26 protein-coding genes are annotated in these 25,027 nt (G+C 70.3%); 19 read left to right on the top strand and 7 right to left on the bottom strand.

All coding sequences use genetic code 11. The annotated features are described in order from the left end of the window. Positions 1 to 26 precede the first annotated feature (26 nt). Positions 27 to 452, bottom strand: a complete 426-nt coding sequence (locus ACFSVL_RS38645) for a DUF6292 family protein (protein ID WP_378311801.1) — start codon at positions 450 to 452, stop codon at positions 27 to 29. A 267-nt stretch (positions 453 to 719) separates the two neighbouring features. On the opposite strand from ACFSVL_RS38645, the gene ACFSVL_RS38640 reads away from it, so the two are divergent. Next, positions 720 to 1,331: an HSP18 transcriptional regulator gene (locus tag ACFSVL_RS38640; protein ID WP_378311799.1), complete on the top strand. Its 612-nt coding sequence runs from the start codon at positions 720 to 722 to the stop codon at positions 1,329 to 1,331. A 332-nt stretch (positions 1,332 to 1,663) separates the two neighbouring features. Next, positions 1,664 to 2,035 carry an STAS domain-containing protein gene (locus tag ACFSVL_RS38635; RefSeq protein WP_378311797.1) on the top strand — a complete coding sequence of 124 codons (372 nt, stop codon included), beginning with the start codon at positions 1,664 to 1,666 and terminating at the stop codon, positions 2,033 to 2,035. Positions 2,036 to 2,044: 9 nt separating this feature from the next. Here the strand turns inward: ACFSVL_RS38635 and ACFSVL_RS38630 are convergent, their stop codons facing one another. Further along, complete coding sequence (locus ACFSVL_RS38630) at positions 2,045 to 3,271, bottom strand: PP2C family protein-serine/threonine phosphatase (protein ID WP_378311795.1); 1,227 nt, start codon at positions 3,269 to 3,271, stop codon at positions 2,045 to 2,047. Between the two features lie 214 nt (positions 3,272 to 3,485). Between ACFSVL_RS38630 and ACFSVL_RS38625 the strand changes: the two genes are divergently transcribed. Then, positions 3,486 to 3,923 carry an ATP-binding protein gene (locus tag ACFSVL_RS38625; RefSeq protein WP_378311793.1) on the top strand — a complete coding sequence of 146 codons (438 nt, stop codon included), beginning with the start codon at positions 3,486 to 3,488 and terminating at the stop codon, positions 3,921 to 3,923. 26 nt (positions 3,924 to 3,949) lie between these two features. Here ACFSVL_RS38625 and ACFSVL_RS38620 read toward each other — a convergent pair whose 3' ends face one another. Continuing rightward, positions 3,950 to 4,624: a nitroreductase family protein gene (locus tag ACFSVL_RS38620; RefSeq protein WP_378311791.1), complete on the bottom strand. Its 675-nt coding sequence runs from the start codon at positions 4,622 to 4,624 to the stop codon at positions 3,950 to 3,952. A 91-nt stretch (positions 4,625 to 4,715) separates the two neighbouring features. Here ACFSVL_RS38620 and ACFSVL_RS38615 point away from each other — a divergent pair, with 91 nt between their 5' ends. After that, a complete protein-coding gene (locus tag ACFSVL_RS38615; protein ID WP_378311790.1) occupies positions 4,716 to 5,303 on the top strand; it encodes a TetR family transcriptional regulator in 588 nt (195 codons plus the stop codon). A gap of 15 nt (positions 5,304 to 5,318) precedes the next feature. On the opposite strand, the gene ACFSVL_RS38610 is transcribed toward ACFSVL_RS38615, so the two are convergent. Then, entirely contained in the window at positions 5,319 to 6,239 is a 921-nt protein-coding gene (locus tag ACFSVL_RS38610) for a LysR family transcriptional regulator (protein ID WP_378311788.1), read from the bottom strand. Positions 6,240 to 6,381: 142 nt separating this feature from the next. On the opposite strand from ACFSVL_RS38610, the gene ACFSVL_RS38605 reads away from it, so the two are divergent. Both ACFSVL_RS38605 and ACFSVL_RS38600 read left to right on the top strand, forming a co-directional pair. After that, positions 6,382 to 6,789 carry a hypothetical protein gene (locus tag ACFSVL_RS38605; protein ID WP_378311786.1) on the top strand — a complete coding sequence of 136 codons (408 nt, stop codon included), beginning with the start codon at positions 6,382 to 6,384 and terminating at the stop codon, positions 6,787 to 6,789. A gap of 15 nt (positions 6,790 to 6,804) precedes the next feature. Further along, positions 6,805 to 7,656, top strand: coding sequence for an alpha/beta fold hydrolase (locus ACFSVL_RS38600; protein WP_378311784.1), 852 nt, complete (start codon positions 6,805 to 6,807; stop codon positions 7,654 to 7,656). Positions 7,657 to 7,848: 192 nt separating this feature from the next. Here the strand turns inward: ACFSVL_RS38600 and ACFSVL_RS38595 are convergent, their stop codons facing one another. Continuing rightward, positions 7,849 to 9,282 carry an MFS transporter gene (locus ACFSVL_RS38595; RefSeq protein WP_378311782.1) on the bottom strand — a complete coding sequence of 478 codons (1,434 nt, stop codon included), beginning with the start codon at positions 9,280 to 9,282 and terminating at the stop codon, positions 7,849 to 7,851. 363 nt (positions 9,283 to 9,645) lie between these two features. After that, entirely contained in the window at positions 9,646 to 10,365 is a 720-nt protein-coding gene (locus ACFSVL_RS38590) for an alpha/beta hydrolase (protein ID WP_378311781.1), read from the bottom strand. 130 nt (positions 10,366 to 10,495) lie between these two features. Between ACFSVL_RS38590 and ACFSVL_RS38585 the strand changes: the two genes are divergently transcribed. Next, positions 10,496 to 10,837 carry a winged helix-turn-helix transcriptional regulator gene (locus ACFSVL_RS38585; RefSeq protein ID WP_378311779.1) on the top strand — a complete coding sequence of 114 codons (342 nt, stop codon included), beginning with the start codon at positions 10,496 to 10,498 and terminating at the stop codon, positions 10,835 to 10,837. On the opposite strand, the gene ACFSVL_RS38580 is transcribed toward ACFSVL_RS38585, so the two are convergent. After that, on the bottom strand, positions 10,822 to 11,676 hold the full coding sequence (locus ACFSVL_RS38580; protein ID WP_378311777.1) for a LysR family transcriptional regulator: 855 nt from the start codon (positions 11,674 to 11,676) through the stop codon (positions 10,822 to 10,824). The genes ACFSVL_RS38585 and ACFSVL_RS38580 overlap by 16 nt on opposite strands. A gap of 90 nt (positions 11,677 to 11,766) precedes the next feature. Here ACFSVL_RS38580 and ACFSVL_RS38575 point away from each other — a divergent pair, with 90 nt between their 5' ends. From ACFSVL_RS38575 to ACFSVL_RS38520, 12 genes are all read left to right on the top strand, one after another. After that, positions 11,767 to 12,753 (top strand): acrylyl-CoA reductase family protein, encoded by a 987-nt coding sequence (locus tag ACFSVL_RS38575; protein WP_378311775.1) that lies wholly within the window; start codon positions 11,767 to 11,769, stop codon positions 12,751 to 12,753. Positions 12,754 to 12,764: 11 nt separating this feature from the next. Beyond that, complete coding sequence (locus ACFSVL_RS38570) at positions 12,765 to 14,168, top strand: CoA transferase (RefSeq protein ID WP_378311773.1); 1,404 nt, start codon at positions 12,765 to 12,767, stop codon at positions 14,166 to 14,168. Further along, a complete protein-coding gene (locus ACFSVL_RS38565) occupies positions 14,168 to 14,497 on the top strand; it encodes a DUF3703 domain-containing protein (RefSeq protein ID WP_378311771.1) in 330 nt (109 codons plus the stop codon). The genes ACFSVL_RS38570 and ACFSVL_RS38565 overlap by 1 nt, the downstream gene beginning before the upstream one ends. Before the next feature lie 138 nt (positions 14,498 to 14,635). Then, positions 14,636 to 15,136, top strand: coding sequence for a MarR family winged helix-turn-helix transcriptional regulator (locus tag ACFSVL_RS38560; RefSeq protein WP_378311822.1), 501 nt, complete (start codon positions 14,636 to 14,638; stop codon positions 15,134 to 15,136). A gap of 1,000 nt (positions 15,137 to 16,136) precedes the next feature. After that, the gene (locus ACFSVL_RS38555) at positions 16,137 to 17,405 is read left to right on the top strand and encodes an FAD-dependent monooxygenase (RefSeq protein WP_378311820.1); all 1,269 of its coding nucleotides are present in this window, start codon (positions 16,137 to 16,139) and stop codon (positions 17,403 to 17,405) included. Next, positions 17,287 to 18,840, top strand: coding sequence for an MFS transporter (locus ACFSVL_RS38550; protein WP_378311769.1), 1,554 nt, complete (start codon positions 17,287 to 17,289; stop codon positions 18,838 to 18,840). Before ACFSVL_RS38555 ends, ACFSVL_RS38550 begins: the two co-directional genes overlap by 119 nt. Before the next feature lie 16 nt (positions 18,841 to 18,856). Next, entirely contained in the window at positions 18,857 to 19,741 is an 885-nt protein-coding gene (locus tag ACFSVL_RS38545) for an FAD binding domain-containing protein (protein WP_378311767.1), read from the top strand. 202 nt (positions 19,742 to 19,943) lie between these two features. Beyond that, on the top strand, positions 19,944 to 22,337 hold the full coding sequence (locus ACFSVL_RS38540) for a xanthine dehydrogenase family protein molybdopterin-binding subunit (protein WP_378311763.1): 2,394 nt from the start codon (positions 19,944 to 19,946) through the stop codon (positions 22,335 to 22,337). After that, on the top strand, positions 22,334 to 22,840 hold the full coding sequence (locus ACFSVL_RS38535) for a (2Fe-2S)-binding protein (RefSeq protein WP_378311761.1): 507 nt from the start codon (positions 22,334 to 22,336) through the stop codon (positions 22,838 to 22,840). The genes ACFSVL_RS38540 and ACFSVL_RS38535 overlap by 4 nt, the downstream gene beginning before the upstream one ends. Continuing rightward, a complete protein-coding gene (locus tag ACFSVL_RS38530) occupies positions 22,837 to 23,496 on the top strand; it encodes an SRPBCC family protein (protein WP_378311759.1) in 660 nt (219 codons plus the stop codon). The genes ACFSVL_RS38535 and ACFSVL_RS38530 overlap by 4 nt, the downstream gene beginning before the upstream one ends. Then, entirely contained in the window at positions 23,480 to 24,139 is a 660-nt protein-coding gene (locus ACFSVL_RS38525; RefSeq protein WP_378311758.1) for an isochorismatase family protein, read from the top strand. The genes ACFSVL_RS38530 and ACFSVL_RS38525 overlap by 17 nt, the downstream gene beginning before the upstream one ends. Before the next feature lie 10 nt (positions 24,140 to 24,149). Then, positions 24,150 to 25,016, top strand: coding sequence for an alpha/beta fold hydrolase (locus ACFSVL_RS38520; RefSeq protein WP_378311756.1), 867 nt, complete (start codon positions 24,150 to 24,152; stop codon positions 25,014 to 25,016). Positions 25,017 to 25,027: the final 11 nt, after the last annotated feature.

Below are 25,027 nucleotides of genomic sequence, written 5' to 3'. Positions count from 1 at the left end.
CAAACCCCGGCGAGTCCACAGTGGACTCAGCGGCGGAGGACGGCTTCGAGGTCAGCGGGCGTGCCGAGGGTCCGGATCTCCGGCGGTGCGAGACAGCCGACCCGGTGGTCGTCGTCGCGGACCGCCGCCGCGAATTCGGCGACCCGGGACGCGGGCGGCGCGACGGACGGCCCGCCGAGGTAGCGGATGACGATCAGGTCCTCGCCGGAGTGGGTTTCGACGGCGGCGGCCCAGCCGTGGATCTCGTCCCACAGCAGGGCGACGTCGCGGCCGGGGTAGGCGGGGAGGTGGCCGTCGAGGGCGACGTAGGCGGACACCGGGGTGTCGTGGTCGACGGTGCAGGACTCGAGACCGATGCCCAGTGCGCCGGTGACGTCGGCGAGGTAGCTCCACAGCCGGGCGAGGGCGGGATGCGACGGGCCGGTCTGGGCGGTGTGCAGCGGAAGGGACACGGGGACAATACCTTTCTCGCGCGGCCTTTCTCGCGCGAAGGACGGCGCGGAACAGGTCCGCGCGAAGCGCCGCGCCCGGTGACGCGGCGGGGATGCTCCGGCCAGCGGCCGGACGGCTCGCACCGGATTCCCGGCGACCGCGGCCGGAAAACCCGCGAATCGGCTCGGGTCGTCCGGGAGCACCTCCGCCCGCTCGACAGGGGCGTGCCTTTCTTTTAGCATGTCATCGAAACGATGACAACTGTCAAGTCGTCGAGAGGATGACGCATGACAGAGGCGGATTCCGCCCTGCTGATCGAGGGCGTCCGCGAGGCGGTGCTGGCCGCCCGGACCGGAGACGCGCCCGCGGACCGGTCGCTGGCCGCGCTGTCGGCGTTGCGGGCGCTGCGCGACCAGCTCGGAGCTTGGGAGCCGGAGCTGATCACGGCCGCGCGCACGGCGGGCGCGAGCTGGGCGGTGCTCGCCCCGGCGCTGGGCGTGGCGAGCAGACAGGCGGCGGAGCGCCGGTACCTGCGGCTGCAGCCGTCGGCGACCGGGGAGACCACCGGCGAGGCCCGCGTCGACGCCGAACGGGACCGCCGCGCCGGAGACCGCGCGGTCGCGGACTGGGCCCGGCGCAACGCTTCGGTGCTGCGCCGGCTGGCGGCCGAGGCCAGCTCCGCGGCCGGCCTCGACGAGGCAGGACGCGAAAGCGCCGACCGGCTCGGCGTGGCGCTGGGAGAAGACGACGTCACGAGGCTGCTGCCGCCGATGGCGGAGGTGCGCGCGCATCTCGAACTGCGGCATTCGGTGCTGGCGGACCGGCTCGGCGAGGTCGGCGAGCAGACGGACCGGCTGCGGCAGGACGCGGCTGGACAGCGCCGTGCGCGGCCTCGGTGAGGTGCGGCTCGGCTGGGGAGTGTCGCGATGGGCGAGGCGAGGCGGCTGGTGCCGGGGAGCGGGGCGTGCCGGTTGGGTGCGGTGGGACTCGGCTGAGGAGGGCCGCAGCCGGTGACCCGGGCGGGATCGTGCGGGGCGGTGGCCGACCAGAGAGCCCCGGGCCCCTCGGGCGTCCCCGCGCTGCCGGTTCCCCCGCCGGTCCGAGATCATTCCGGCGGCGGCATTCGCACGAGGCCGCCGCAGTGAGGCATGCTATTCGCGGTTGAGCAGCCAGCCGCGTCCTTTTCCTGCCCGGTCGCCGACCGCCGGGCTTCCTGAGGAGGGAAAGAGCGATGAACGAGCTGACCGACCCGGTGCTGGATCCGCCGGGTTCGCTGTCGATCGACCGGGCCGACCGCTCGCCCGCGGCGGTGCTGGCCCTGCGCGGGGACCTGGACCTCGGGACCGCCCCGAAATTGACGGCCGCGGTCGCCGAAACGGTGTCCGGGAAACCCCCGGTGCTGGTGCTGGACCTGACCGAGGTGGATTTCCTCGCCTCCGCCGGGCTGACCGTGCTGCTGGCCGCGTGCCGCGAGGCACCGGACGGGACCGAGGTGCGGATCGTGGCGTCCGGCCGCGCGACCTTGCGGCCCATCCAGCTGACCGGGCTGGAGCAGAGCCTGCCGCTGTACCGCACGCTCGACGAGGCGCTGGCGGCCGGATGACCTGAGCGGTCAGCGCGTTCCGGTCCCCGCGGTGCGGTGGAGCACGACGAGTGCGACGTCGTCCTGCGGGGGCCGGGACCCCACCATGGCGGCCATGATCCGGGCGCACGCCCGTTCCGGGTCCTCGGGCCGGACCAGTTCGGCGAGCTGGTCCATCCCGGTGTCGACGAGCCGGTCCCGCCGTTCGACGAGGCCGTCGGTGTAGAAGGCGGCGACCGCGCCCGGCGGAAGTTCCACGGTGGTGGTGCGCCGCCGCGCGGTGGCGCCGACGGTGAGGCCGACCGGCGGATCGGGCGGCGCGGGAACGAGTTCGGCCGGTTTGCCCGGCGAGGCCACGACCGGCGGGAGATGCCCGGCGAGCGACAGCGCCATGCTTTCGTGGCCGGGTCTCAGCACGCCGTACGCGACCGTCGCCATCACGCCGTGCTCGAAGTGGTTCGCTTTGCGGTCCAGCTTCGCGAGGACGTCGGCGGGATCGTCGCAGTCGAGGGCGTACGCCCGCAGTGCGCTGCGAAGCCGTCCCATGATGACCGCTGCTTCGAGACCGTGCCCGGACACGTCGCCCATCACGATGCCGGTCTGCCCGCCGGGGAGGCGGAAGACGTCGTACCAGTCGCCGCCGAGCCCGGCCTCCGCGCCCGGCACGTACCGGGCGGCGAGACGGAGGCCTTCGATGACGGGCAGGACGCCGGGCAGCAGGCTGCGCTGCAGGGCGATGGTCGCGGCCTGGTTCTGGCGCATGGTTTCCGCCTGCAGCACGGCGGCCAGCCGGTCGGCGAGCAGCCGCAGGGTTTCGACGTCGGTGGTGGTGAACCGGTGCTTCCGCACGGCCCCGACGTGCAGCACGCCGACCAGTTCGGTGCCGGCCAGCATCGGGACGCCGAGCATGGTGTGCAGGCCGCGTTCGGCCAGCAGTTCGTTGAGCGCGGTGGCCTTGTCCGCGCGATCGATGACCACCGGCTCCCGGCGCGCCGCGACGGTCCCGGCGAACCCCGCGCCGACCGGCATCTGGACCCCTTGGTAGACCTCCTCTTCGAGTCCCGCGGCGGCGATCGCGACGAGGCGCTGCCCCCGGGATTCGTGCCGCAGCACGGTGGCCGTGTCGACGTCGAGGACGGTGCACGCCCTGGCGAGGATCTTCGCGAGATCCTCGCCGAGGTCGGCGTTGCTCGCGCCGGTGCCGAGGACTTCGGCGAGGCGGGTGCGCGATTCGGGCTCCGGCGCGTGAGGCGGCATGCAGCGACAGTAACCGAACCGGCGCCGCCGTCCAGAGATGCGAGGCACCAGGTGTGAAGTCGGCTCTGTCCGGGTACGCCCGATGGGGGCAACGGCGAAGTCGGGAACGGGAAAGGGACTTCACCATCGTGATGGCAAGCGGCTGCGGCGAGGGGACCGCGTCTCGCGGCACGGATCATTCCCCTCGGCCCGGCCGGACCGGAAGGGGCCGTCGGTGACCGGCCCGGACCCCGAGGCGGGAGACCTGCCCTGGACACTGGACCTGCACGGCACGGGCGTCTCGGCGCTGCCTCGCGTGCGCGCGTGGGCGGGCCGGTCGCTGGGGCACTTGTCGCCCGATCACCTCGCGGACGTCCTGATGGTGATCGAGGAACTCGCCTCGAACGCGTACGAGCACACGCCGGGCCCGGACTGCGCGCGGCTGACCGTGCTCGCCAGCCCGTGCGTGGTGGTGATCGAAGTGGACGACCCGGTGCCTGGCCGGCCGAAGGTCCGCCCGCCGGACTTCGAACGGGCGCGCGGCCGGGGGATGCTGCTGGTCGACCGGCTCGCCGACGACTGGGGCGTGCACGAGCATTCCGCCGGGAAGACGGTCTGGGCCCGGCTCGGGTGCGGGGTGCCCGCGCGGGAGGCCTGCGATTCGCCCCGCTGACCGCCGGGTGCCGTCCTTGCCCCGGCTCAGCTGTGGAACCGCGTGGTCTCGGCGAGCGGGGCCCGTCCGACCGAGAACCGGTTGACCGGCGCCGCGCGATCGGCGTAGCCGAACGAGATCCCGAACAGCAGCTTCCCCCGGTCGAGGCCGAGCGTTTCCCGGACGGTGTCCGCGTAGAAGCTCAACAATCCTTGCGGGCAGCTGGAAACTCCGTGCGCTTCCATGGCCAGCAGCAGGGTCTGGCCGTACATCCCGACGTCCGCCGCGAGCCGGGCTTCGGCGGTGTCCGGGGCGAACAGCAGCGCGACGTGCGGGGCGCCGTAGAAGCGGAGGCTTTCGGCGTCGTAGGCGGCGCGTGCTTCGCGGTCGTCGAAGCCGATCCGCAGCGCGCCGTACAACGCGCCGCCCGCCGCTGCCCGGCGTTCTTGGTGCACAGCTTCGTAAATGGCTTCGCTGTAGGGGAAATCGACTGACCGGCGGCCTTCCTCGTGCGCGGCGACCAGTGCGTCGGCGAGCTGGTCCCGCTTGGCTCCGCTGACGACCTCGACCTGCCACGGCTGCGCGTTGGAGTTGGACGGCGCCGCGGCGGCGAGGCCGAAGATCTCGCGGAGCGTGCGGTCCGGCACCGGGCCGGGCCGGAACGACCGGGTCGCGCGCCGCCCGCGGATCAGGGTCGCGGCGGCATCGGCGAGGTCAGGCATCGGAAGCACTCCTTAGGTAAACGAAATCGTGTACCTAGGCACGGTAGCAGGACCCGGCGGCTTAAGTAAACGTTTCTGTACACTTGGCCGCATGGTCGAGGAGAAGGCCCGGCGGGCCGGTCGCGGCGGGCGCGAGCGGGTGCTGGCCGCCGCCGCGGACCTGTTCGCCCGGCACGGCATCACCGGCACGACGATGGAGCAGGTCGCGGCCGCCGCCCCGGTGTCGAAGCGGACGCTGTACCTGCATTTCCCGGTCAAGGACGAGCTGGTCGTCGCCTACCTGCGGAGCCTCGTCCGCTCCGGCGACACCCTGCACGACGTGCTGACCCGCGCGGATCTTCCGGCGCGGCAACGGATTCTGGCGATGTTCGACCTGCCGGAGTCCGAGCCGGTGCGCGGCTGCCTGTTCGTGGACGCGGCGGCGGAGTACCCCGATCCGGACAGCGCGGTGCACTCCTACGCGCGGGAGCAAAAACTGCTGATGCTCCGGCTGGTCACCGATCTGGTCGCCGAGCTGGGCGTCGCCGATCCGTCAGCGCTCGCGGAACAGCTGGTGACGCTGGCCGACGGAGCCGCGAGCCGGGCGATGGTCCTCGGCGACCCCGGCTACGGGCGGCATGCTCGGGCGGCGGCGGAGGTGTTGCTGGAGAGGGCGGTCGTGAGTGGCAATCCCGGTTAGAACCGGGATTGCCACTCACGACGACACAGTGGCCGGGACGAGGTCGAGCCCGGCCAGCATCCTTGCCGCGTCGACGAAATCGCGGACCGGCTGGGCGTCGAGGTCGTTGCGCCAGGCGATCGCGACGGTGGACGGCGGCAGGCCGTCGACCGGGACGAAGGACAGGCCGGGCCGGTCGTAGAACCGTTGCGTCGAGGCCTGGGTGAAGGCGATGCCGCGCCGGGACAGGATCGCCTCGAAGCATTCGTCGACGCTGCTCACCTCCGCGCCGAGGCGCACCGGATGCGGGCCGCGGCAGTCGGCGGCGAGCCAGAAATCGCGCCAGTACCCGGGCGCGCGCCTGCCGACGAACCGCTCGTCGACGACGTCCGCCACGGTCAGCTTTTCCCGGCAGGCCAACGGTGATTCGCTGGACGTCACGAGCATCCGCGGCTCCGCGAACAACGGCTCGACCGACAGCCAGCTCTGCATGAGCACCGGCAGCCGGACGAACGCGACGTCCACGCTGCCGTTGCTCAGCCCGACGTACGGGTCGGTGAAGTCGTGCGAGCGCATCTCGACCTGCACGCGCGGGTAGCGGCTCTGGAACGCGGCCAGGATTTTCGGCGTGAGTTCGGCGGCGGCGTTGGCCTGGAAGCCGACGATCAGCGAGCCCCGGACCCCGTTGGCGGCTTCGCGGGTGGCGGCGGCGAGCCGGTCGGCGCTGACGAGCAGCCGGCGCGCCTCGTCCAGCAGCACCTCGCCGGCCGGGGTCAGCTCGACGTGCCTGCTCGTGCGCTCCAGCAGCCGAGCGCCGAGGGAGTGCTCGAGCTTGCGGATCTGCACGCTGAGCGAGGGCTGCGTGATGTGCAGCCGGGCCGCCGCGCGTCCGAAGTGGAGCTCCTCGGCGACCGCGACGAAATAGCGAAGCACGCGCAGTTCCGGGGGTTCGGCCACGTCCGCATGGTAGGCGGCGGGCGGGCCGGAAACCAATTGTTCCGGCCTATCGAAAGCGCCTCCGGCAAGTATTGGACCTGCGGCGATGGCACGCGCTGTGATCGGAAGGGCAACCCGTTCACGCTCAGAGAGGAGCCCGACGATGACCGCGGCCACCCGCTCCCCGTCGGCACAAGCCTGGGCCGAAGCGTTCGCTTCGGCCAGCAACGCCGACCCCGAAATCCAGGCCCACGGCAAGTACTTCAGCTGCTCGTACCTCATCGACGCCGTCGAGCACGCGTTCGTCGTGAAGGTCGAATCCGGCCGGGTCACCGGCGTCGCGGTGGACCCCGGGCCGCTGGACGAGCCGTACCAGTTCGCCATCCGGGCGAGCGCGGACACGTGGCGGAAGTTCGGCGAACCGGTGCCCGCCCCGATGTACCACGGCATCTGGGCCGCGAGCTTCCAGCGCGACATGCGGCTGGAGGGCGACGTGCTCGTCCTCATGCAGAACCTCCGCTGCGTGACCCGCCAGATCGAGCTGCTGCGCACCGTCGGCGCCCCCGTCTGAGAAAGGACCTCCCCGATGAGCACGATTTCGCCCGTGACCGGGCACTACGTCACGCTTGAGGTGGACGGCCTCGAATACAAGGTCTTCTACCTGGAGAACGGCACCGGCCAGCCGCTGGTGTGCCAGCACACGGCGGGCTGCCACAACCACCAGTGGCGCGGGCTGCTGGAGGACGACGAGATCACCGCGGACTACCGCGTGATCGCCTACGACCTGCCCCGGCACGGCAAATCCGACCCGCCGGAGAACACCGAATGGTGGAAGGAGGAATACCGGCTCACCGCCGACCACTACGCGAATTTCGTGATCGCCCTCTGCGACGCGCTCGACCTGCGCGACCCGATCTTCATGGGCTCGTCGTTCGGCGGAAACATCGCGCTCCAGCTGGCGCTGCGCCGCCCGGACCGGTTCGCGGGCGTGCTCGCGGTCGAGGGCGCGGACTACTCGCCGGGCTTCTACCTCGACTGGTGGCAGCATCCGCACGCGAACGCGGCGCAGGTGTGCGCGAGCGGGGTGTGGGACCTGATGGCCCCGCAGTCGCCGGACGCCGACCGGTGGAAGACGTGGTTCTACTACTCGCAGGGCTCGGAGTCGTTCAAGGGAGACCTGCACTTCTACTCGGTCGACCACGACCTGCGCGACCGGCTCGGCGACATCGACGGCGACCAGTGCCCGGTGGTCATGCTGACCGGCGAGTACGACTACCTGACGACGCCCGCGGACAGCGCGCGCACCGCGGCGGCGATCAAGAACGGGACGTTCATCGAGATGCCGGCCATCGGGCACTTCCCGATGAGCGAAAACCACGCGGTGTTCCGGAAGTACCTGCTGGAGGGGCTGGCCGCGCTGCGGGCGGCGAAGGCCTGACGCGGCCGGGAAGAGCGGGCAAGGGCGGAGCCTGGGGTTGCGACCGCCCTTGCCCGAACCGGCCGGGAGGGTCTGGCCCGGCCGGTTCGTCCCCCTTTGGCGTCGCGTCACCTCCAGGCGGACTCGACGCACCGAGGAGGACGCTGCCCGGACGGTATGAAAGGGACCTGGAACGCCGCTGGAATCCGCAGGTCAGGCCGGTTTCGAGAGCGGGATTTCGCGGACGAGGCACGCGGCCGCCAGCGCGAGCGCGGCGACGGCGAGCGTTCCGGCGGCGACCGCGTGCAGCCCGTCGGCCACCGCGGCCGGAGCCGGTCCGCCGCGGGCCAGCGCGCCGACGTACAGCGAGCCGAACAGGGCCGCGCCCATGCCGCTGCCGAGCGTCCGGGTCAGCGAGCCCATGCCGAGCGCCGCGCCGAGGTCCCGGGGCTCGACGCTGAGCCGGATGATCAGGATCGTGTTCTGGATCAGGCAGCCGAGCCCGGCCCCGAGCGGAAGCCCGACCAGCGACGCGAGCAGCGGATCGGTGTCCGGCCCGAGGAAGCAGACCCCGGCCATGCCGGCGACGACGCACGCGCTGCCGGCGATCGGCAGGATCCGGTAACGGCCGGTGCGGCGGATATAGGCCGAGCTGAGGTGCATCACCGCGACCATCCCGGCGGTCATCGGGATCAGCAGCAACCCGCTCAGCGACGGCGGAACGCCCCGCGCGTTCTGGAAGTACAGCGGGAGGAAAGTGACCGTCGCGACCATGGTGACGTTGAAGGCGAAGCCGAGCACCTGGGCGAGCGCGAAGTTGCGGGTGCGGAACATCCGGAACGGGACAAGCGGTTCGGGACAACGGCGTTCCACGAAGACGAACGCGGTCAGCGCGGCGGCCGCCACCGCGCACAGCCCGAGGATCACCGGCGAGCCCCACGGGTAACGGGTGCCCGCCCAGCTGGTGACGAGGGTGAGGCTGACGACCGCGGCGACCAGCAAAACTGTTCCGGCGTAATCGATCCGCGCCTTCCCGGTCCTCGGCGGGACCCGGACCCCGACGATCGTCCCGGCGAGACACAGCAGCCCGAACGGGACGTTGACGTAGAAGATCCAGCGCCAGCCGAGCGCGTCGGTGAGGAACCCGCCGGCCAGCGGGCCGCCGACGAGCGAGAGGCCCAGCAGCAGCCCGGTCCAGCTGGAGATCCGGGTGGATTCCTTGGGCGGCACCAGAACCTGGACCATCGCCATCGCCCCGACGAGCAGCCCGCCTGCCCCGATCCCTTGCAGCGCGCGGAAACCGATCAGCGCGCCCATCGTCGGGGCGAGGCCGCACAGCGTCGAACCGGCCAGGAAGACCGCCACCGACAGCAGGAACATCGCCTTGCGGTCGAACTGGTCGCTGAGCTTGCCCCAGACCTGGGTGGACGCCGCGATCGCCAGCGCGTAGGCGGTGACGATCCAGGTCATCGCGCCCGGCCCGCCGAGATCCGCGGCGATGCTGGGCAGCGCGGTGGCGACGATGTAGCTGTCCAGCATGCCCAGCGCCATGCCGGACAGCGCGCCGGCGATGCCGATCTTGACGCGCCGGGTGAACGGGCTGGCCTCTTCCTGCGCTGCGGTTTTCGGCGTGACGGTTTCCGGCATGACTGGACGTCCTTCCCCCGGGATGTGCTCCCAAGGTAGCCATAAAGTGCCCACTAGGCAAGATTGCCTGGTGGGCACTGTCCGTGAAGGACTCCTTCCGGGAATCTGATTCCCATGCCAGTGATTTGCCCGATTGGTGCCCGCGTGGCCAGATCCGGAGGTCCGTGAGGGGAACCCTGAGGGAATCAGAGTCCGTCAGGGTTCCCCTCACGGACGACTCAACCCGCACCAGCTGGCCGCCAAGAGCGGCACCGGCCCTGGCCAGCCTCTGCGACGGCAAGACGAGCCTCGACGGCACCCGCAGCGCCCGCCTTAAGTCCCCGGCATGGGAATCTGATTCCCTTAAGGAGTCCTTCACGGGCCTCAGGCGAGCTTCAGCAGCAGTTCGCTCAGTTCGGCCGGCATCGTGACCATGCAGTCGTGCCCGGTCGGCAGCTCCCACACCTGCGAGGGCGTCCCGTTGGGCTGGAGCGCGGGAACCGGGCGGCGGGTGATGCCCTTCGGGGTCGTGCCGACGCAATGGATGTGCGTCCGAGGGATCGCGCGCGCCGCCGGATTGTCGAGCCGCACCGGCTGTTGCAGGCAGCGCACCGGCTGGTCGGAGAGCATGCCGCGCAGCCACTCGACATCGGCCGGATCGGTGACGCCGAACAGTCCGAACGGCGCGGGCTGCTCCGGCATCGGCGGCACGCGCCAGCCGTCGCCCTGCTGTGCGGCGAGGTCGATGAGGGTCTGGGTGATCGGCTGGACGTCGAGCGCGGTTTCGCCGTCCTCGGGCACCATCGCGTCGAGATACACCAGTTCTGCGACCCGGTCCGGCACCTCGTTGGCGGCTGCGGAGATGACCAGCCCGGCATAGCTGTGCCCGACCAGGACCACGTCCTCCTCGCCGCGCAGCAGGTCGACGATGTCCTGGACATGGGTGTCGAGCCCGATGTCCGGGCTGAGCAGGTGCTTCTTGTCGCCGTAGCCGGTCAGCGAGGGCGCGAGCACCCGGTGCCCGGCCGATTCGAGCAGCGGGACCACCCGGTCCCAGGCCCGGCCGCTGTGCCAAGCGCCGTGGACCAGCAGAAATGTCGTCATCGCAAGGATTCCTCGGACAGAGATAGCGGTTACCGGAAGTAACCCGGTACTGTTCGAGAACCATCGTGATCGTCCGCGCGGCGACGGGCAATAAGGCACTAATTAGTGTCCCGGTTCTCCGGAGGTAACCATGGCCGACCAGGTGTGCCGGACCCGCGTGGTCCTGGAGATCGTGGGGGACAAGTGGGCGCTGCTGATCGTCCGCATGCTGCGTCACGGCCCGCGGCGGTTCACCGAACTCAAACGGGAGATCGAGGGGATCAGCCAGCGGATGCTCACCGTCACGCTGCGGGATCTGGAACGCGACGGGATTCTCACGCGGACTGTCCACAATGTCATGCCGCCGCACGTTTCCTACGAGCTGACGCCGATGGGCCGGACGCTGCGCGAAGCGACCGCGCCGCTCCTGGAATGGAGCGTCGAACATCTGGAGCGGATCGAGCAGTCCCGCGCGGATTACGACGCGCGCTGAACGGAATGGGCGAGTTCGCTGAACCTGCGCAGCAGCGGATCGCTTGACCGGCGCGTCGGCCACAGCAGGCGCAGCGCCACCCGGGGCGCGTTGCGCAGCGGGAGGTGCGCGACCCGGGCGTGGGTGTGCGCCTCCGCGGCCGACGTGGTGGTCGAGCCGACGGCCCGGCCGGACGCGATGATGGTGAGCCATTCGTCGTAGCTGCCGCACTGGATGACTTGCGCGGGACGGTTTTCCGGCGGCCAGTCGTGCGGGCTGGTCGCGCCGCTGACGGTGTTCACGACCACCGGATGCGCGGCCAGTTCCGCCCAGTCCAGCTCGGCGCGCGCCGCTAGTTCCGAACTCGCGGCGACGGCGGCCAGCCGGTCTTCCTCGAAGAGCACCGTCCCGCTGATTCCGGACGCGTCGATGTCCCCGCGCACCAACGCCGCATCGACGTCGCCGGAATGCAAGGCGGCCACGATGTCGTCGCGGCGCAGGAGCGTGGCGGTCGCGCCGGTCGCGGTTTCGAAGGCGGACAACAGATCGCTCGCCCACGGATCCGGCAGCGCCCACTGGAAACCGATCCGCAGCCCGGCATTCCCGCCCGCCGCGGCCAACGCGGTGTCGAGATCGCGCAGCACGACGCGCAGCCGCCCGAGCAGTTCGCCGCCCGCCTCCGTCGGTTCGACGCCGTGCGGCGTGCGCTCCAGCAGGCGGGTCCCGACCGTCTCTTCGAGCTGCTGGATCGTGCGCGTGAGCGCCGGCTGGGTGATCAGCAGCTCGCGGCTCGCGGCCGTGAACGTGCCGCACGTCGCGACCGTCACGAACGCGCGCAGATGCCGCAGTTCGACCTCCATGCCCGGCAGCCTACCCAGCTATGCCCGCCGCGCATGGCGTCGCCGTGACGAGCATTTCCCCGCCAGGGTCCGGATTTCTACCGTGGAAGCATGGAGACAACGGCTTTTCCCGGCTGGATCGTGCGCGACGCCGCGACGTTCGAGCAACTCGACCTCGCGCTGCTCGACGACCTCGACACGACGGTCCGCGTGCGCTACTCCAGCATCAACTACAAGGACGCGCTCGCGCTGCACGGCCGCCCCGGCGTCGTCCGGCGGCATCCGCTCGTCGCCGGGATCGACCTGACCGGCGAGGTGCTCGCGTCCCGGCACCCGCGGTGGCAGCCGGGGGACGTCGTCACGCTGAACGGCGCCGGGCTCGGCGAAGACCTGCACGGCGGCCTGGCCGGCCTCGCCGCCGTCAACGGAGACGACCTCGTCCGCGTCCCCGCGCAACTCGGCCCGCTCCGCGCGGCGGCGATCGGCACCGCCGGGCTCACCGCGGCGCTGAGCCTGCTCGCGCTGGAACGCCAGGGTCTCGCCCCGGAAACCGGCCCGGTCCTGGTCACCGGCGCGGGCGGCGGTGTCGGCTCGATCGCGGTGGCCCTGCTGGCGGCGGCTCGCTACGAGGTGCTCGCCGCCACCGGCCGCCCGGCCGAACTGTCCGAACACCTCACCGCGCTGGGCGCCGCGCGCGTCCTGGACCGCACTGAGCTGACGTCCTCCGGCAAACCGCTCGGCAAACAACGCTGGGCAGGCGTGGTCGACGCGGTCGGCGGTCCCGTCCTCGCTGGCGCGCTGGCGGGGCTGCAGCACTCCGGCGTCGCGACGACCTGCGGACTCGCTGGCGGTGCCGAGTTCCCGGGCAACGTCCTGCCGTTCATCCTGCGCGGCGTCTCCCTGCTCGGGATCGACTCGGTCCGCACACCGCCACTCCGCCGCGAAGCCGCCTGGCAGCGCCTGACTCAGTTGCTCGATCCCGCGCTTCTGGACTCCCTGACGCGCGTCGTCCCGCTGGCGGAGGCCAAGGACGCCGCCGCTTCGCTCCTCGCCGGCACCGGTACCGGCCGCATCGTGGTCGACGTCGCGTCGGCCTGAAAGGAAATAACATGCCCGCCTTCGACGAACTGATGCCCCTGCGCGACGTTCCTCGCCCCGCCGCCGACGAAGTTACGATCACCGGCTCGGACCCGCTTTTCGCGTCGCCGTTCCGGATCGGCGAAACCCTCGCGGATGCCCTCGCCGCCCGCGCTGTCGCCGCGAACGACCTGTGGGAACTGCGCACCGGGCGGCGGCAGAAGATCGCCGTCGACGTCCGCGCCGCCGCGGCCACCGCCCTCGGCGGCGAAGACATGACGCTCATCCGCTCCGCGGACGGCGAATACCGCCCCGCGCCGCTGTCGCCTGCCGTCGAGCACATGGTCGCTCTCACCCAGCCATGGCCGACCGCTGACGGACGCTGGTTCCTGCCGCACTTCAACCTGCCGCACCTGGAACGCCGGGTCTTGGACGTCCTCGACTGCTCGCCGACCCCATCCTCAGTCGCGGCCGCCGTCGCGAAATGGAAGGCCGAAGACCTGGAAGACGCCATCGCCGCCGCCGGCGCATGCGGGGGAGTCGTGCGGACGCCGGAAGAATGGCTCGCGCACCCGCACGGCGCCTACCTGGCCTCGCGCCCGGTCGTCGAGATCACCAAAATCGCCGACAGCGCCCCGTCCCCGCTGCCGGACGGCGCCACTTCGCCGCTCTCGGACGTCCGGGTCCTGGACCTGACCCGCATCCTGGCCGGCCCCACCGCCGCGCTGAGCCTCGCCGAACACGGCGCGAACGTGCTGATGGTGACCGCGCCGCAGCTGCCGCAAGTCGCGCCGTTCGTCCGGGATACCAGTCATGGCAAGCGAAGCACCTACCTCGACTACTCCACAGTGGACGATGCCGCCCGGCTGCGTTCACTGGCCAGCACGGCCGATGTGTTCGTCGAGGGCTACCGCCCCGGCCGGATGTCGGCGCACGGCTTCGGCCCGGAAGACCTTGCCGCACTTCGCCCCGGAATCGTCTACGTGAGCGTGAACTGCTTCGGCTCCGGCGGCCCGTTCGGCATGCGCGCCGGGTGGGACCAGGTGGCGCAGGCCGTCACCGGTGCTTGTGTGATTCAGGGTGGGAACCGTCCACAGCTGACGCCGGTGTACCTGTGCGATTTTCTCACCGGCTTCCTTGGCGGCTACGGCGCGATGCTGGCCCTGGCCCGGCGCGCTCGGGAAGGCGGTTCGTACCACGTGCAGGTCTCGCTGTGCCAGTCGTCGATGCTGTTGCAGCGGCAGGGTTTGTTAACGGATCACACCGATGCGCCCGGGCGTCTCACGCCGGAGGAATTCTCGCGTTACGCGGTGACGGACGACGGGACGATCTATGGGGACTTGAAGAGCCTCGGCCCGGTGATCCGGATGAGCGAGACGCCGCCGGGGTGGTCGGGGACTACGCCTCGGCTGGGGAGTTCGCGGCCGGAGTGGTGATGGGCGGCCCGGCCCGTTTTGCGTACGCTGACAGGGGATGGGATCACTGGGCGGATGGAGCTGGGGGACCGATGGCCGACGCTGAGTACGAAAGTGAAATGGACCAGGGCAGAACCGCCTTGGCCGCGAGGGATTTCCGCGCTGCCTACCGGCATTTCGGGCGTGCGCACAACCTTGGCCACGACGTGTTGGCCGAGCACCTCGCCGCCCATCGCGGGCTGCTCGCCACCGCGTGGAAGCAGCGTCGGCTCGACCGGGCGGTCGCGCAGCTCTTCCTGATGGGCGGGGCGGCCTTGTTCGACCGGGATCAGCGGAAACCCGTGCGCTGAGCGCGGTCCCTGCCTGCGCCGGACTTTGTCCGAGGACGTACTATTGTCGGTGCGCAGGGATGCGGGGACAGGCTGCGGCGGGCTGGACGGCCTGCCGGGGCGCGGGCGCGTAGTTAAGGTCGAGGGATGTCGACAGCAGTGGGCGGGTCAGCGAAAGGCGGCTCGAGGGCGGGACGCCGGGTCAGTCTGGAGGCGCCCGCGGATCTGGCTGCTGCGCCCGGGTATGGGGCTCGGCGGTTGTATCAGGCGTACCTGGCGGCGTGGAATCGGCATGTCGATTCGGTGCTGACCGGGCCGCAGTTCGCGGTGCTGTCGGCGGTGCGGGCTTATCCGGGGTTCGATCAGACTGCGCTGGCGAAGGCGGTCGCGCTGGATACCTCGACGATGGCTGATGTGTGCCGCCGGCTGGAGAACCGGGGGCTGATCGTGCGAGGGCCTGCGCCGCATGATGCTCGGGCGAAGGTGCTGACGTTGACTGAGGACGGGTTGGCCGCGTTTCGTGAGGTGACTCGGCGGACTCGGAAGTTGGACCAGGCCTTGCTGGAGGGCTGTCCGGAGGAGCGGCGGGCTGAGGTGGCGGGGATGTTGAACGAGCTGGGGGCGTTGTGGGAGGCGGTTGCTGAGCGTCGGGAGATTTGACGCTCACTTTTGGGGTTTTCTGGGTTGCGTGGGGCACCCCGAAGCCGGAGTGTGCTGACGGGCGGAGGGTGTTTGTCAAGGCGGGAAAGATGCCTTGACAAACACCCTCCGCCCGCAGGGAGGCTTCGTATCGGGGTGCGGGGGAGGGGCTGGGTGCCTCGCTCGGTGGGTGCATTCGCGACGGTCGCGGTTTTCGGTGGCGGGGTGGGGCTAGCGCCCCAATGTCGCATTGGGTGCGTCTGACGCACCCAATGCGGCGTTGGTTGCGTGGGATGCACCGAACGCCACATTGGGGCGCTTCGGGCGGCCCAGGCCCGTGAAGGGCTCCTTGAGGGAATCTGAGTCCGTGAAGGGGCCCCTCACGGACTGCCCGGGCTTGCCGAGGGACGTGAGGGGAACCCTGGGGGACTCTGATTCCCTCAGGGTTCCCCTCACGGACCTCCGGACACGGTCATGCGGGCATAGAACGGGCAAATCGCCGGTTCTGGCGTCCTTTGTGGATGGTCCAGCCGGCGTGCGGCCACGCGGCTCAAGTCCCCGGCATTGGACTCTGGGTCCGTGAAGGTTCCCCTGACAGCGTGCGGTTATGCGGCTTGGCTGGTCGGGGTGGTGGTTCAGCTGGGTGGCACGGCAGGGCGGTTGATCGGTTCGGCGATTCGACAGCCGTTGTGGTGGTTTGACCGGCCATGTCGCTGGTCTGGCCACGGCCGCCCGTTGAGTCGCCACTGTGGTCAACGGTGTCCATCAAGTCGCTGGCCTGGCTGAGGTGGTTCGTCGAGTTGCCGCTCTGGCCAACGTTGTCCATCGAGTTGCCGGCCTCATCCGGCCACTCGTCGATCCACCCGCCTCGTTCGGTGACCGTGTCGGCGCCCAGCGCACCCAAAACCTCCCGCCGCCACGAAATTCTCCGCCGACTATTGCGTGTTCGGATAATCCGTGTTCGGATTAACTTCGTCCGGGCGAAGGTCGGAGAGGCGTGGAGCGGCAGGAGGTCGGCGAAGTGGCGGCGAGTCAGTCTTTTGAGGTAGTGGTCGCCGGGGGCGGGTTGGGCGGGCTGTGTGCTGCGCTGTCGTTGCGGCAGCGCGGGTTGCGGGTCACCGTGGTCGAGGCGGCGCCGCAGCTGGGGGAGATCGGGGCGGGGATTCAGACTGCGCCGAACGCCAGCCGGATCCTGCTCGGGCTGGGATTGCGAGCTGAACTGCAGAGGGTTCGGTGCGAGCCGCAGGATCAGGTTCGGCGGCGGTGGGCTGACGGCAGCATTATCGCGCAGTTGCCGCTCGGGCAGCGGGTGGTCGAGCAGTATGGGGCACCGTACTGGCATTATCACCGGGCGGATTTGCATTCGGTGCTTTTGCGGGCGTGTGTTGATCCGGATGGGGCCGGGCCGGTGGTGAAGGTGGCTACTGCGGCCAAGGTGGTCGATCTTGATCGGGGGAATCCGGAGCGGCCTGCCGTCGTCACTGAGGACGGGCGGCGGTTCGAGGGGGACGTTGTCGTTGGGGCGGACGGGATCCGGTCGGCTGTCCGGGATCTTGCCGGGTTTGACGATACGCTCGCGTTTTCCGGGGAGATGGCTTACCGGGCGTTGATTCCGGGGGATTCGATCGCGGCGGATCCGGCGACCCGGTTCCTGGTCGATCGGTATCATTCTACGATTTGGTACGGGCCGGACAAGCATCTCGTGCATTACCTGATCCGCGGCGGCGAGTATCTGAACGTGGTGGCGATTGTGCCGTGCACGGAGGAAGTCGAGAAGAACTGGAGTGCGCCGGCCAGTGCGGAGCAGCTCGCGGCGGAGTATGCCGATTGGGACGACCGCGTGCCGATGATGTTGTCCAAGGCCAAGGACGACGTGTCGGTCTGGGCGATGTACCGGCGCAGGCGCGATCCGGTGTGGGTCGACGGGCGGGTGGCGTTGCTCGGGGACGCTTGTCACGCGATGCTTCCGTATCAGGCGCAAGGGGCGTCGCAGGCGATGGAGGACGGGGCGGTGCTCGCGGAGGAGCTGGGGCAGGCGACTCGTGAGGGGATCGACAGCGCGTTGACCCGGTATGTGCACCGGCGCGCGAAGCATGCGGGGATGGTTCAGGATGCGTCCCTGCAGAACATGAGTTTTTATCACCTTCCGGACGGTCCGGCGCAGCGCGAACGTGACGAAAAGCTGCGAAGCTTCGACGGGGAGTCCGACGTGTCCTACGACTGGCTCTGGAACGGCACTCCGCTGGACGACCCGGACAACGAATCGATTCACTACCAGTTCGCCCGATAGCACTGAACGGCACACGCAGACTTCGCAAAGGAGCAAAGCTATGCGTACCGGAGACCAGGTGGTCCAAGACTTGCCGTGGCGCTGGCGCGTCCAGGGCAAGATCTTCCTCATCGGCGGGCTCGGCTACATGTTCGACGCCTGGGACGTGGCGCTCAACGGATTCCTCACCCCGCTGGTGGGCACGGAATTCGGGCTGTCGGCCACGCAGCGGGGGTTCGTCGCCACGGCCAATCTGATCGGCATGGCGGTGGGGGCGGTCGCCTGGGGGACGGTCGCCGACCGGATCGGGCGCAAGCGGGCGTTCAGTATTACGTTGCTGTTGTTCGCGTTCTTCTCGGTGTTCGCGGCGTTGTCGCCGAATATCGAGGTGTTTTTGCTGCTGCGGTTCCTTGCCGGAGTCGGGCTTGGCGGGTGTATTCCCGTTGATTACGCCATTGTCAGCGAGTTTTCGCCGCGCAAGCAGCGTGGTCGCGTACTGTCCGCAATGGACGGTTGGTGGCCGGTCGGCACCACGCTCGCCGGTGCGTCGGCGACCTTGCTGGTTCCGGTTTCCGGGAACTGGCGGTGGATGCTGGTGTTGATGATTTTGCCCGCGGTGCTGTTGTTCTGGGCGCGGCGCGGGGTTCCGGAATCTCCGTTGTATTTGGTGCGCAAGGGGCGTGAGGCGGAGGCTCGGCTGGTCATCGACGATCTTGTCGAGCGTACTGGCGCGCCGAAGGAAACGTATCGGATTCCGCCTGCGGTCCAGGAAGACAAGCGCGGCGGCGGGTTGTTCGCGGCGGTCGACCAGTTGCGCCGGGTGTGGGCGTACAACCCGAAGGTCACCGCCGTTGCCTGGGCGCTGTTCATTACCGTGATGCTGGTTTACTACGCCGCGTTGAGCTGGATGCCGTCGATTCTCAAGGCGCAGGGCTTCGGGGAGATCGCCGCGTTCGCGTCGACCACCTTGATGAACGCGCTCGGTATCGTCGGGGTCGTGGTGGCGGTGCTGCTGGTGGACCGGATCGGCCGCAAGCGGGTGATCGCGGCGGCCGGGCCGCTGGCCGCGGTCACGCTGGTGATTTTCTCGCTGGTGCTCGGCTCGGCCGGGGCCGCGGTGGTCGCGATCGGTGCGTTCGGGTTGTTCTCGCTGATTGTCATTCCGGTGATGTACGCCTTTGTTTCCGAGCTGTACCCGACGGAGTTGCGGGCGTCGGGCTTCGGCTGGGCGTCGTCGTCCAGCCGGGCGGTGACCGGGTTCGCGCCGTTGCTGTTCGGCAGCGTGCTGTGGCCGGTGCTCGGGCTGCCGCTGACGTTCACGTTGCTCGGCCTGCTCGTCGTCGGGGCCGTGGTGTTCATGGTTTTCTGCGCGCCGGAAACCCGGGGCCGGGAGCTGGACCGGATCGACGACGGCGCCGCGCCCGCGCCGCAACCGTCCGAAATGGACGCAGTCTGAGTGAAGAAGGAGTCTCATGAAGCCCGCCGCGTTCGCCTATCACCGGGCGCACGACGTCGCCGACGCCGTCGGCCTGCTCTCCGACCTCGCCGGGCAAGGGCGGGAGCCGAAAGCGATCGCGGGCGGGCAGAGCCTGATGCCGATGATGAGCTTCCGCCTGGCCCGCCCGAGCGACCTGGTCGACCTCGGGCGGCTGCGGGAGCTGCCGGGGATGACGGAGATCGGGCACGCCGGCCCGGCGCTGCGGATCGGCGCGATGACGACGCACCGCCGGGTCGAGCTGGCCGCGCGCGAGCTCGGCCCGGGCTTCGCCGTGCTGGCGGAGGCGATGCGGTACGTCGGGCACCTGCCGATCCGGTCGCGCGGCACGGTCGGGGGCAGTCTTGTGCACGGTGACGCCACCGCGGAGTGGTGCATGCTCGCGCTGCTGCTGGACGCGGTGATCGTCGCCGAAGGGCCGAACGGCCGCCGCGAAATCCCGGCGGGCGAGATGTTCTACGGCTTCTACGCCACGGCGGTGGAGACGGACGAGATCGTCACCGAGGTCCGGTTCACCCGGGCCGCGCCGAAGGCCGCGCTGACCGAGTTTTCCCGGCGTGCCGGGGATTTCGCGACAGTCGCGGCTGCGGTGACGCTCGAACCGCGCGCGGACGGCTCGCTGGACGGAGGCCGGGTGGTGCTCGGCGGGGTCGCGCCCGCTCCGCTGCGGGTGCCGGAGGCGGAGGCGGTGCTGGCCGGCGGGACGCCGGGGCCGGAGCTGTTCGCCGCGTGCGGCCGGGCGGCGGCGGAGGCGATCGATCCGCGCGGCGACGCGCAGGGCAGCGCGGACTACCGGCGGGCGCTGACGCGGACGTTGGTGGCGCGAAGCCTGGGCCAGGCTTGGGAAAGGGGAGGCCGGTGATGGCGGGGTTGGCTGCGGTGTCCTGGTTGGACGGTGGCGGCGGGCGGCTGATGGCGAATTCGGCTGAGGTGTTCTGGTTGGACAGTCGCGGTGTGCCGGAGAACGGGCCGCTGGAGGCAAGTTCGCACGAGGTGTCGCGGTTGGACGGTCGCGATGCGTCCCGAGTGGACGGTCGCGGCGCGGGGGAAAGGGGCGGCCGCTGATGGCCAGTACATCCGAGGAGCCCCGGTTCGACGGCCGGGGCGGGAAGTGGGTCGGCGCGTCCGTGCGCCGCCGCGAGGATCCGCGGCTGGTCACCGGGCGGGGACGGTTCGTCGACGACATCCACCTGCACGGCATGCTGCACGCCGGGTTCGTCCGCGCGACCGTCGCGCACGGCAGGATCACCGAACTCGACCTCAGCGCTGTCCGCGAGGTGGACGGCGTCGTGGCCGCGTACTCGGCGGAAGACCTTCAGCTCGGCGACATGGTCGCGCTGCTGGACCGTCCGCCCGAGGAGTTCACGCCGACCACGATGCCGATCCTCGCGCGCGGCAAGGTCCGGTTCGTCGGCGAGCCGGTCGCGCTGGTGATCGCGAAGGATCCGTACGCGGTCGAGGACGGCATCGAGGCCGCGCAGGTGAGTTACGAAGTCCTTGACGCGGTCGTGTCGGAGGAAACCGCGCTCGCCGAGGACGCGCCGCTGGTGCACGAGGACGCGCCGAGCAACGTGCTGCTCGACGTGACGTCGTTCGACACCCCGGGCGTGGACGAGGCGTTCGCGGACGGGTGCGTGATCGAACTCGTCACCCACAGCGGGCGGCAGAACGCGTTGCCGCTGGAGACGCGCGGCGCGGTGGCCTCCTGGGACGACCGCGACGACCAGCTTCTCGTGCAGACGTGCAGCCAGGTGCCGCACCAGGTCCGTACCGTGCTGGCGCGCTCGTTGCGGATCCCGGAGCGTTCGGTGCGCGTGGTGGTGCCGGACATGGGCGGCGGGTTCGGGCAGAAGTGCGTGGTCGGGCGCGAGGAGATCGCGGTCGCGGCGGCGGCGAAGCGGTTGCGGCGTCCGGTGAAGTGGATCGAGGACCGCAGTGAAGCGCTCACATCCGGGTTCCTCGCGCGTGAGCAGCGTTATCGCACGCGTGCCGCCTTCACCGAGGACGGCACACTGACCGCGCTGGAGTCGGACATCGTTTGCGACATGGGCGCGTACTCGTGTTATCCGTTCACAGTCGGCATCGAACCGCTGATGGCGGCCGCCGAGATGCCGTCGGTGTACCGGGTGCCGGCCTACCGCGTCCGGGCGAGGGCGATCACCAGCAACAAAGCGCCGACCGCGCCTTACCGCGGGGTGAGCCGTCCGCAGTACGTGATGGTGATGGAACGGATCATGGACCTGGCCGCGCGCCGGCTCGGGCTCGACCCGGTGGAGATCCGCCGCCGCAACGTGATCACCGAGTTCCCGTACACCGGCGTCAACAAGGTCACCTACGATCCGGGCAGCTATCTCGAATCGCTGGAGCTCGGTGAGAAAATTTTACGCGACGAGGGCTGGTACGCCCGGCGCGAGAAAAATCCGCACATCGGCATCGGCTACAGCTGTTTCTCCGAGCGCACCGGCTACGGCTCCGAGGCGTTCGCGAAGCGGAAGATGGCCGTCGTCCCCGGGTTCGACGTGAGCGAGATCCGGATGGACCTCACCGGGTCGGTCGTGGTCACCAGCGGCACGATCAACCACGGGCAGTCGCACGAAACGACGTTCGCGCAGATCGTCGCGGACCGGCTCGGCGTCGACCTCGCCAAGGTCAAGCTGCGCCAGGGCGACACCGAGCGGATCTCCTACGGCTGGGGCACGTTCGCGTCGCGGTCGGTGACCATCGGCGGGTCGGCGGTCGCGACCGCGGCGACCCGGCTCGGCGAGCAGCTTTGTGTGATCGCCGCACACCTGCTGGACACCCGCGTTGAGAACGTTGAACTCGACGGCGACGGCGGCGTGCTCCAGCTGGACGACCCAGAACGGCGGCTGTCGTTCGAGGAGATCGCCGATGTCGCGTACCTGCGCAGCCACCTGCTGCCGAAGGAAGCCGAACCGACGCTCACCGCCACCGCGGCGTTCGACGTCCCCGGCGACGGCACGTTCTCGAACGCCACGCACGCGGTCGTGGTGGAAGCCGATCCAGGTACCGGGCAGGTGAAAATCCTTCGCTACGCCTGCGTCGAGGACTGTGGCGTGGTGATCAATCCCAAGGTGGTCGACGGACAGGCGCGCGGCGGCATCGCACAGGGCATCGCCGGCGCGCTGTTCGAGGAGGTCACCTACGCCGAGAACGGCGAACCGTCGGCGGCGAGCTTCATCGACTACCTCGTCCCGACCGCCGCGGAGATCCCCGACATCACCGTCGACCACCTCGAAACCCCTTGCGCCTTCACCGAAAGCGGCGCGAAAGGCGCGGGGGAAGGCGGCACGATCGGCGCGCCCGCGGCGGTGCTGAACGCGGTCAACGACCTCCTCTGGCACACCGGGGTCCAGCTGGAGCAGACCCCGATCCACCCCGAGGCCGTCCTCGCCGCGCTGACCGCGGCCGACCGGGAGAAAGCGGGTACCGGCGCATGACCGACAAACAGCTGATCGTCCTGACCGTCAACGGCGAGGAGCACGAACTGCTCGTCGAACCCCGGTGGACCCTGCTCGACGTGCTCCGGCACGACGTCGGGCTCACCGGCACGCACGCCGGCTGCGAGCACGGCGTGTGCGGGGCGTGCACGATTCTCGTCGACGGCGAACCGGTGCGCGCCTGCCTGATGTACGCCGTGCAGGCGGAGGGCTGCGCGATCCGGACCGTCGAGGACCTCGGCACCCCGGAGGAGCCGAACGACCTGCAGCAGGCGTTTTCCGAGCACCACGGCCTGCAGTGCGGCTTCTGCACGCCCGGATTCCTGATGCTCGCCGAAGGATTCCTGGCCCAGGAACCGGCGCCGACGCGGGAGGAGATCCGGGAAACCGTGTCGTCGAACCTGTGCCGCTGCACCGGATATCAGACCATTGTGGACGCGATCGAGGCGACCGCCGCCCAGCGGTGCGCCGGCGCAGGCAGGAAAGAGGACGCCGTCCGATGATTCTCGAGAACACCCTTGACCTCCCCGGCGACCCGGACACGGTGTTCGCGCTGCTCAACGACGTCGAGCGGGTCGCGGGCTGCCTGCCCGGCGCGGTGCTGGAGGGCCGGGACGGCGAGTCCTACCTCGGCAAGGTCAAGTTCAAGGTCGGCCCAGTGAGCGCCGCGTACGCGGGCAAGGTCCGGTTCACCGAGATCGCCGAGGGCGAGCGGCGGCTGCGGCTGTCGGCCCGGGGCGCGGACAGCCACGGCAACGGCGACGCCGAAGCGGACGTCACGCTGACCCTGGCGCCCGGTCCCAAGGGGTCGCAGCTGAACCTGCACACCGATCTCGTGGTGCGGGGCAAGATCGCGCAGTTCGGCAAGGGCGCGATCAGCACCGTGTCGAACCGGATCCTGCAGCAGTTCGCGCGGAATCTCGGTGCGCTGCTGGAAAACGGCGGCGCTCCGATCACGAGTGCACCGGCCACGACCACGGCCGCTCCGGCGACAGCCGATTCGCTGGACGGCCTGGCGATGCTGCTCCCGCCGGGGACGAAGCGGTATCTCCCGCTCGTCGCGGCGGGCGCGCTCGGGCTGTTCCAGGGCTGGCTGCTCGGCCGGGTCCGGTCGCAGCACAAACTGATCAAGGAGCTGCTGCGTGAACGCGCCGGATAACGGATTGCACGGCACCGAGACCGACCGGACCTACGCCCGCGCGGGTTTCGGCGCGGCGGTGCCGAGGGGAACCGCGCCGGTGCTGGTCGTGGTCGACCTGACCCGCGGCTTCACCGAACCGGATTTCCCTTCCGGCGCGGACCTTTCCGCCGAAGTCCGAGCCGCGGACACGCTGGTCCGGGCCGCGCACGAGAGTGGTGTCCCGGTCGTCTACACCGCGATCAGCTACACCGCCGCCGAGGCGGACGGCGACGCGATTGCGTGGCTGCGCAAGGCTCCCGGCATGCGCAGCCTGCGCGACGGAAGCGCCGAGGTCGCCCTCGACCCGCGACTGGAGCGGCGCGACGAGGACCACCTGATCGTCAAGAAGGGCGCGTCCGCTTTTCACGGAACGAGCCTCGCCGCGCTGCTCACTGGCCTGGGCGCGGACACTGTGCTCGTGTGCGGCGCGACGACCTCCGGCTGCGTGCGGGCCACGGCGGTCGACGCGGTCCAGTCCGGTTTCAACACGCTCGTCGTGCGGGACGCCTGCGGGGATCGCGCGCAGGGGCCGCACGATGCGGCTCTCTTTGACCTGCAAGCCAAATACGCCGATGTGGTCGGCCTGGGCGAGGGCGTCGAGCTGCTCGCCAAAGCCCGTTAGGAGTTCCCGTATGTCCTCAGTTTCCGACCGGGTGCTGACCCAGCCCGCGCTCGCCGAATTGGCCGATGTCCCGGCGGCCAGCGTCTGGGTGCGGTCCGGTTCCGTCCGGCTGCACGTGCTCGACTACGGCCCGGCCGACGGCGTCCCGCTCGTGGTGCTGCCCGGGATCACCAGCCCGGCGATCACCATGGACTTCGTCGCCCGCGAGCTGACCGACCTGGTCCGCCCGCTGGTGCTGGACATCCGCGGCCGCGGCCTGTCCGACGACGCTCCCGACACCGGGCCGCTGCACGGCTACGACCTCGATGCCTACGCCTCGGACGTCGAAGCGGTCGTCGATCAGCTCCAGCTGGCCAAACCGGTGTTGCTCGGCCACTCGATGGGCGCCCGGGTCGCCGCCAAAGCCGCGCACGTCGGCCGGGGCACGATCCTGGTCGACCCGCCGATGAGCAACGCGGACCGGCCGTATCCGACCACATTGGACACTTTCGCCGCCCAGCTGGACCAGGCGCAGCGGGGCACCGACGCGGATGAGGTCGCGGCGTCCTGGCCCCGGTGGCCGCGCCGGGAGCAGGAGCTGCGCGCCGGATGGCTGGCGTCGTGCTCGCGGACCGCGATCGCCGCGACGCACGCCGGGTTCGAGTCCGAGGAATTCCTTCCGCTGTGGGAGAAGCTGGCCGGACCCGCCGCGCTGCTGTTCGGTTCGGACAGTCCGGTCGTGACGTCGGCGGACGTCGCGGCGCTGGCGGCGGCGAACCCGGTGCCTCCGCTGATCGGTGTCGAGAACGCCGGGCACATGATCTTCTGGGACGAACCCGAGGCCGCGCTTCAGGCGCTGCGCTCGGTGCTGAAAGACCTGCTCGCCGCTCGCACGTAATCCGCCGTCCG

Origin of the sequence: Amycolatopsis silviterrae (assembly GCF_042684085.1) — a bacterium.
Taxonomy (GTDB): domain Bacteria; phylum Actinomycetota; class Actinomycetes; order Mycobacteriales; family Pseudonocardiaceae; genus Amycolatopsis; species Amycolatopsis silviterrae.
Note: the sequence above shows the minus strand (reverse complement) of the source record. Positions and strands in the feature narration are given on the sequence as shown.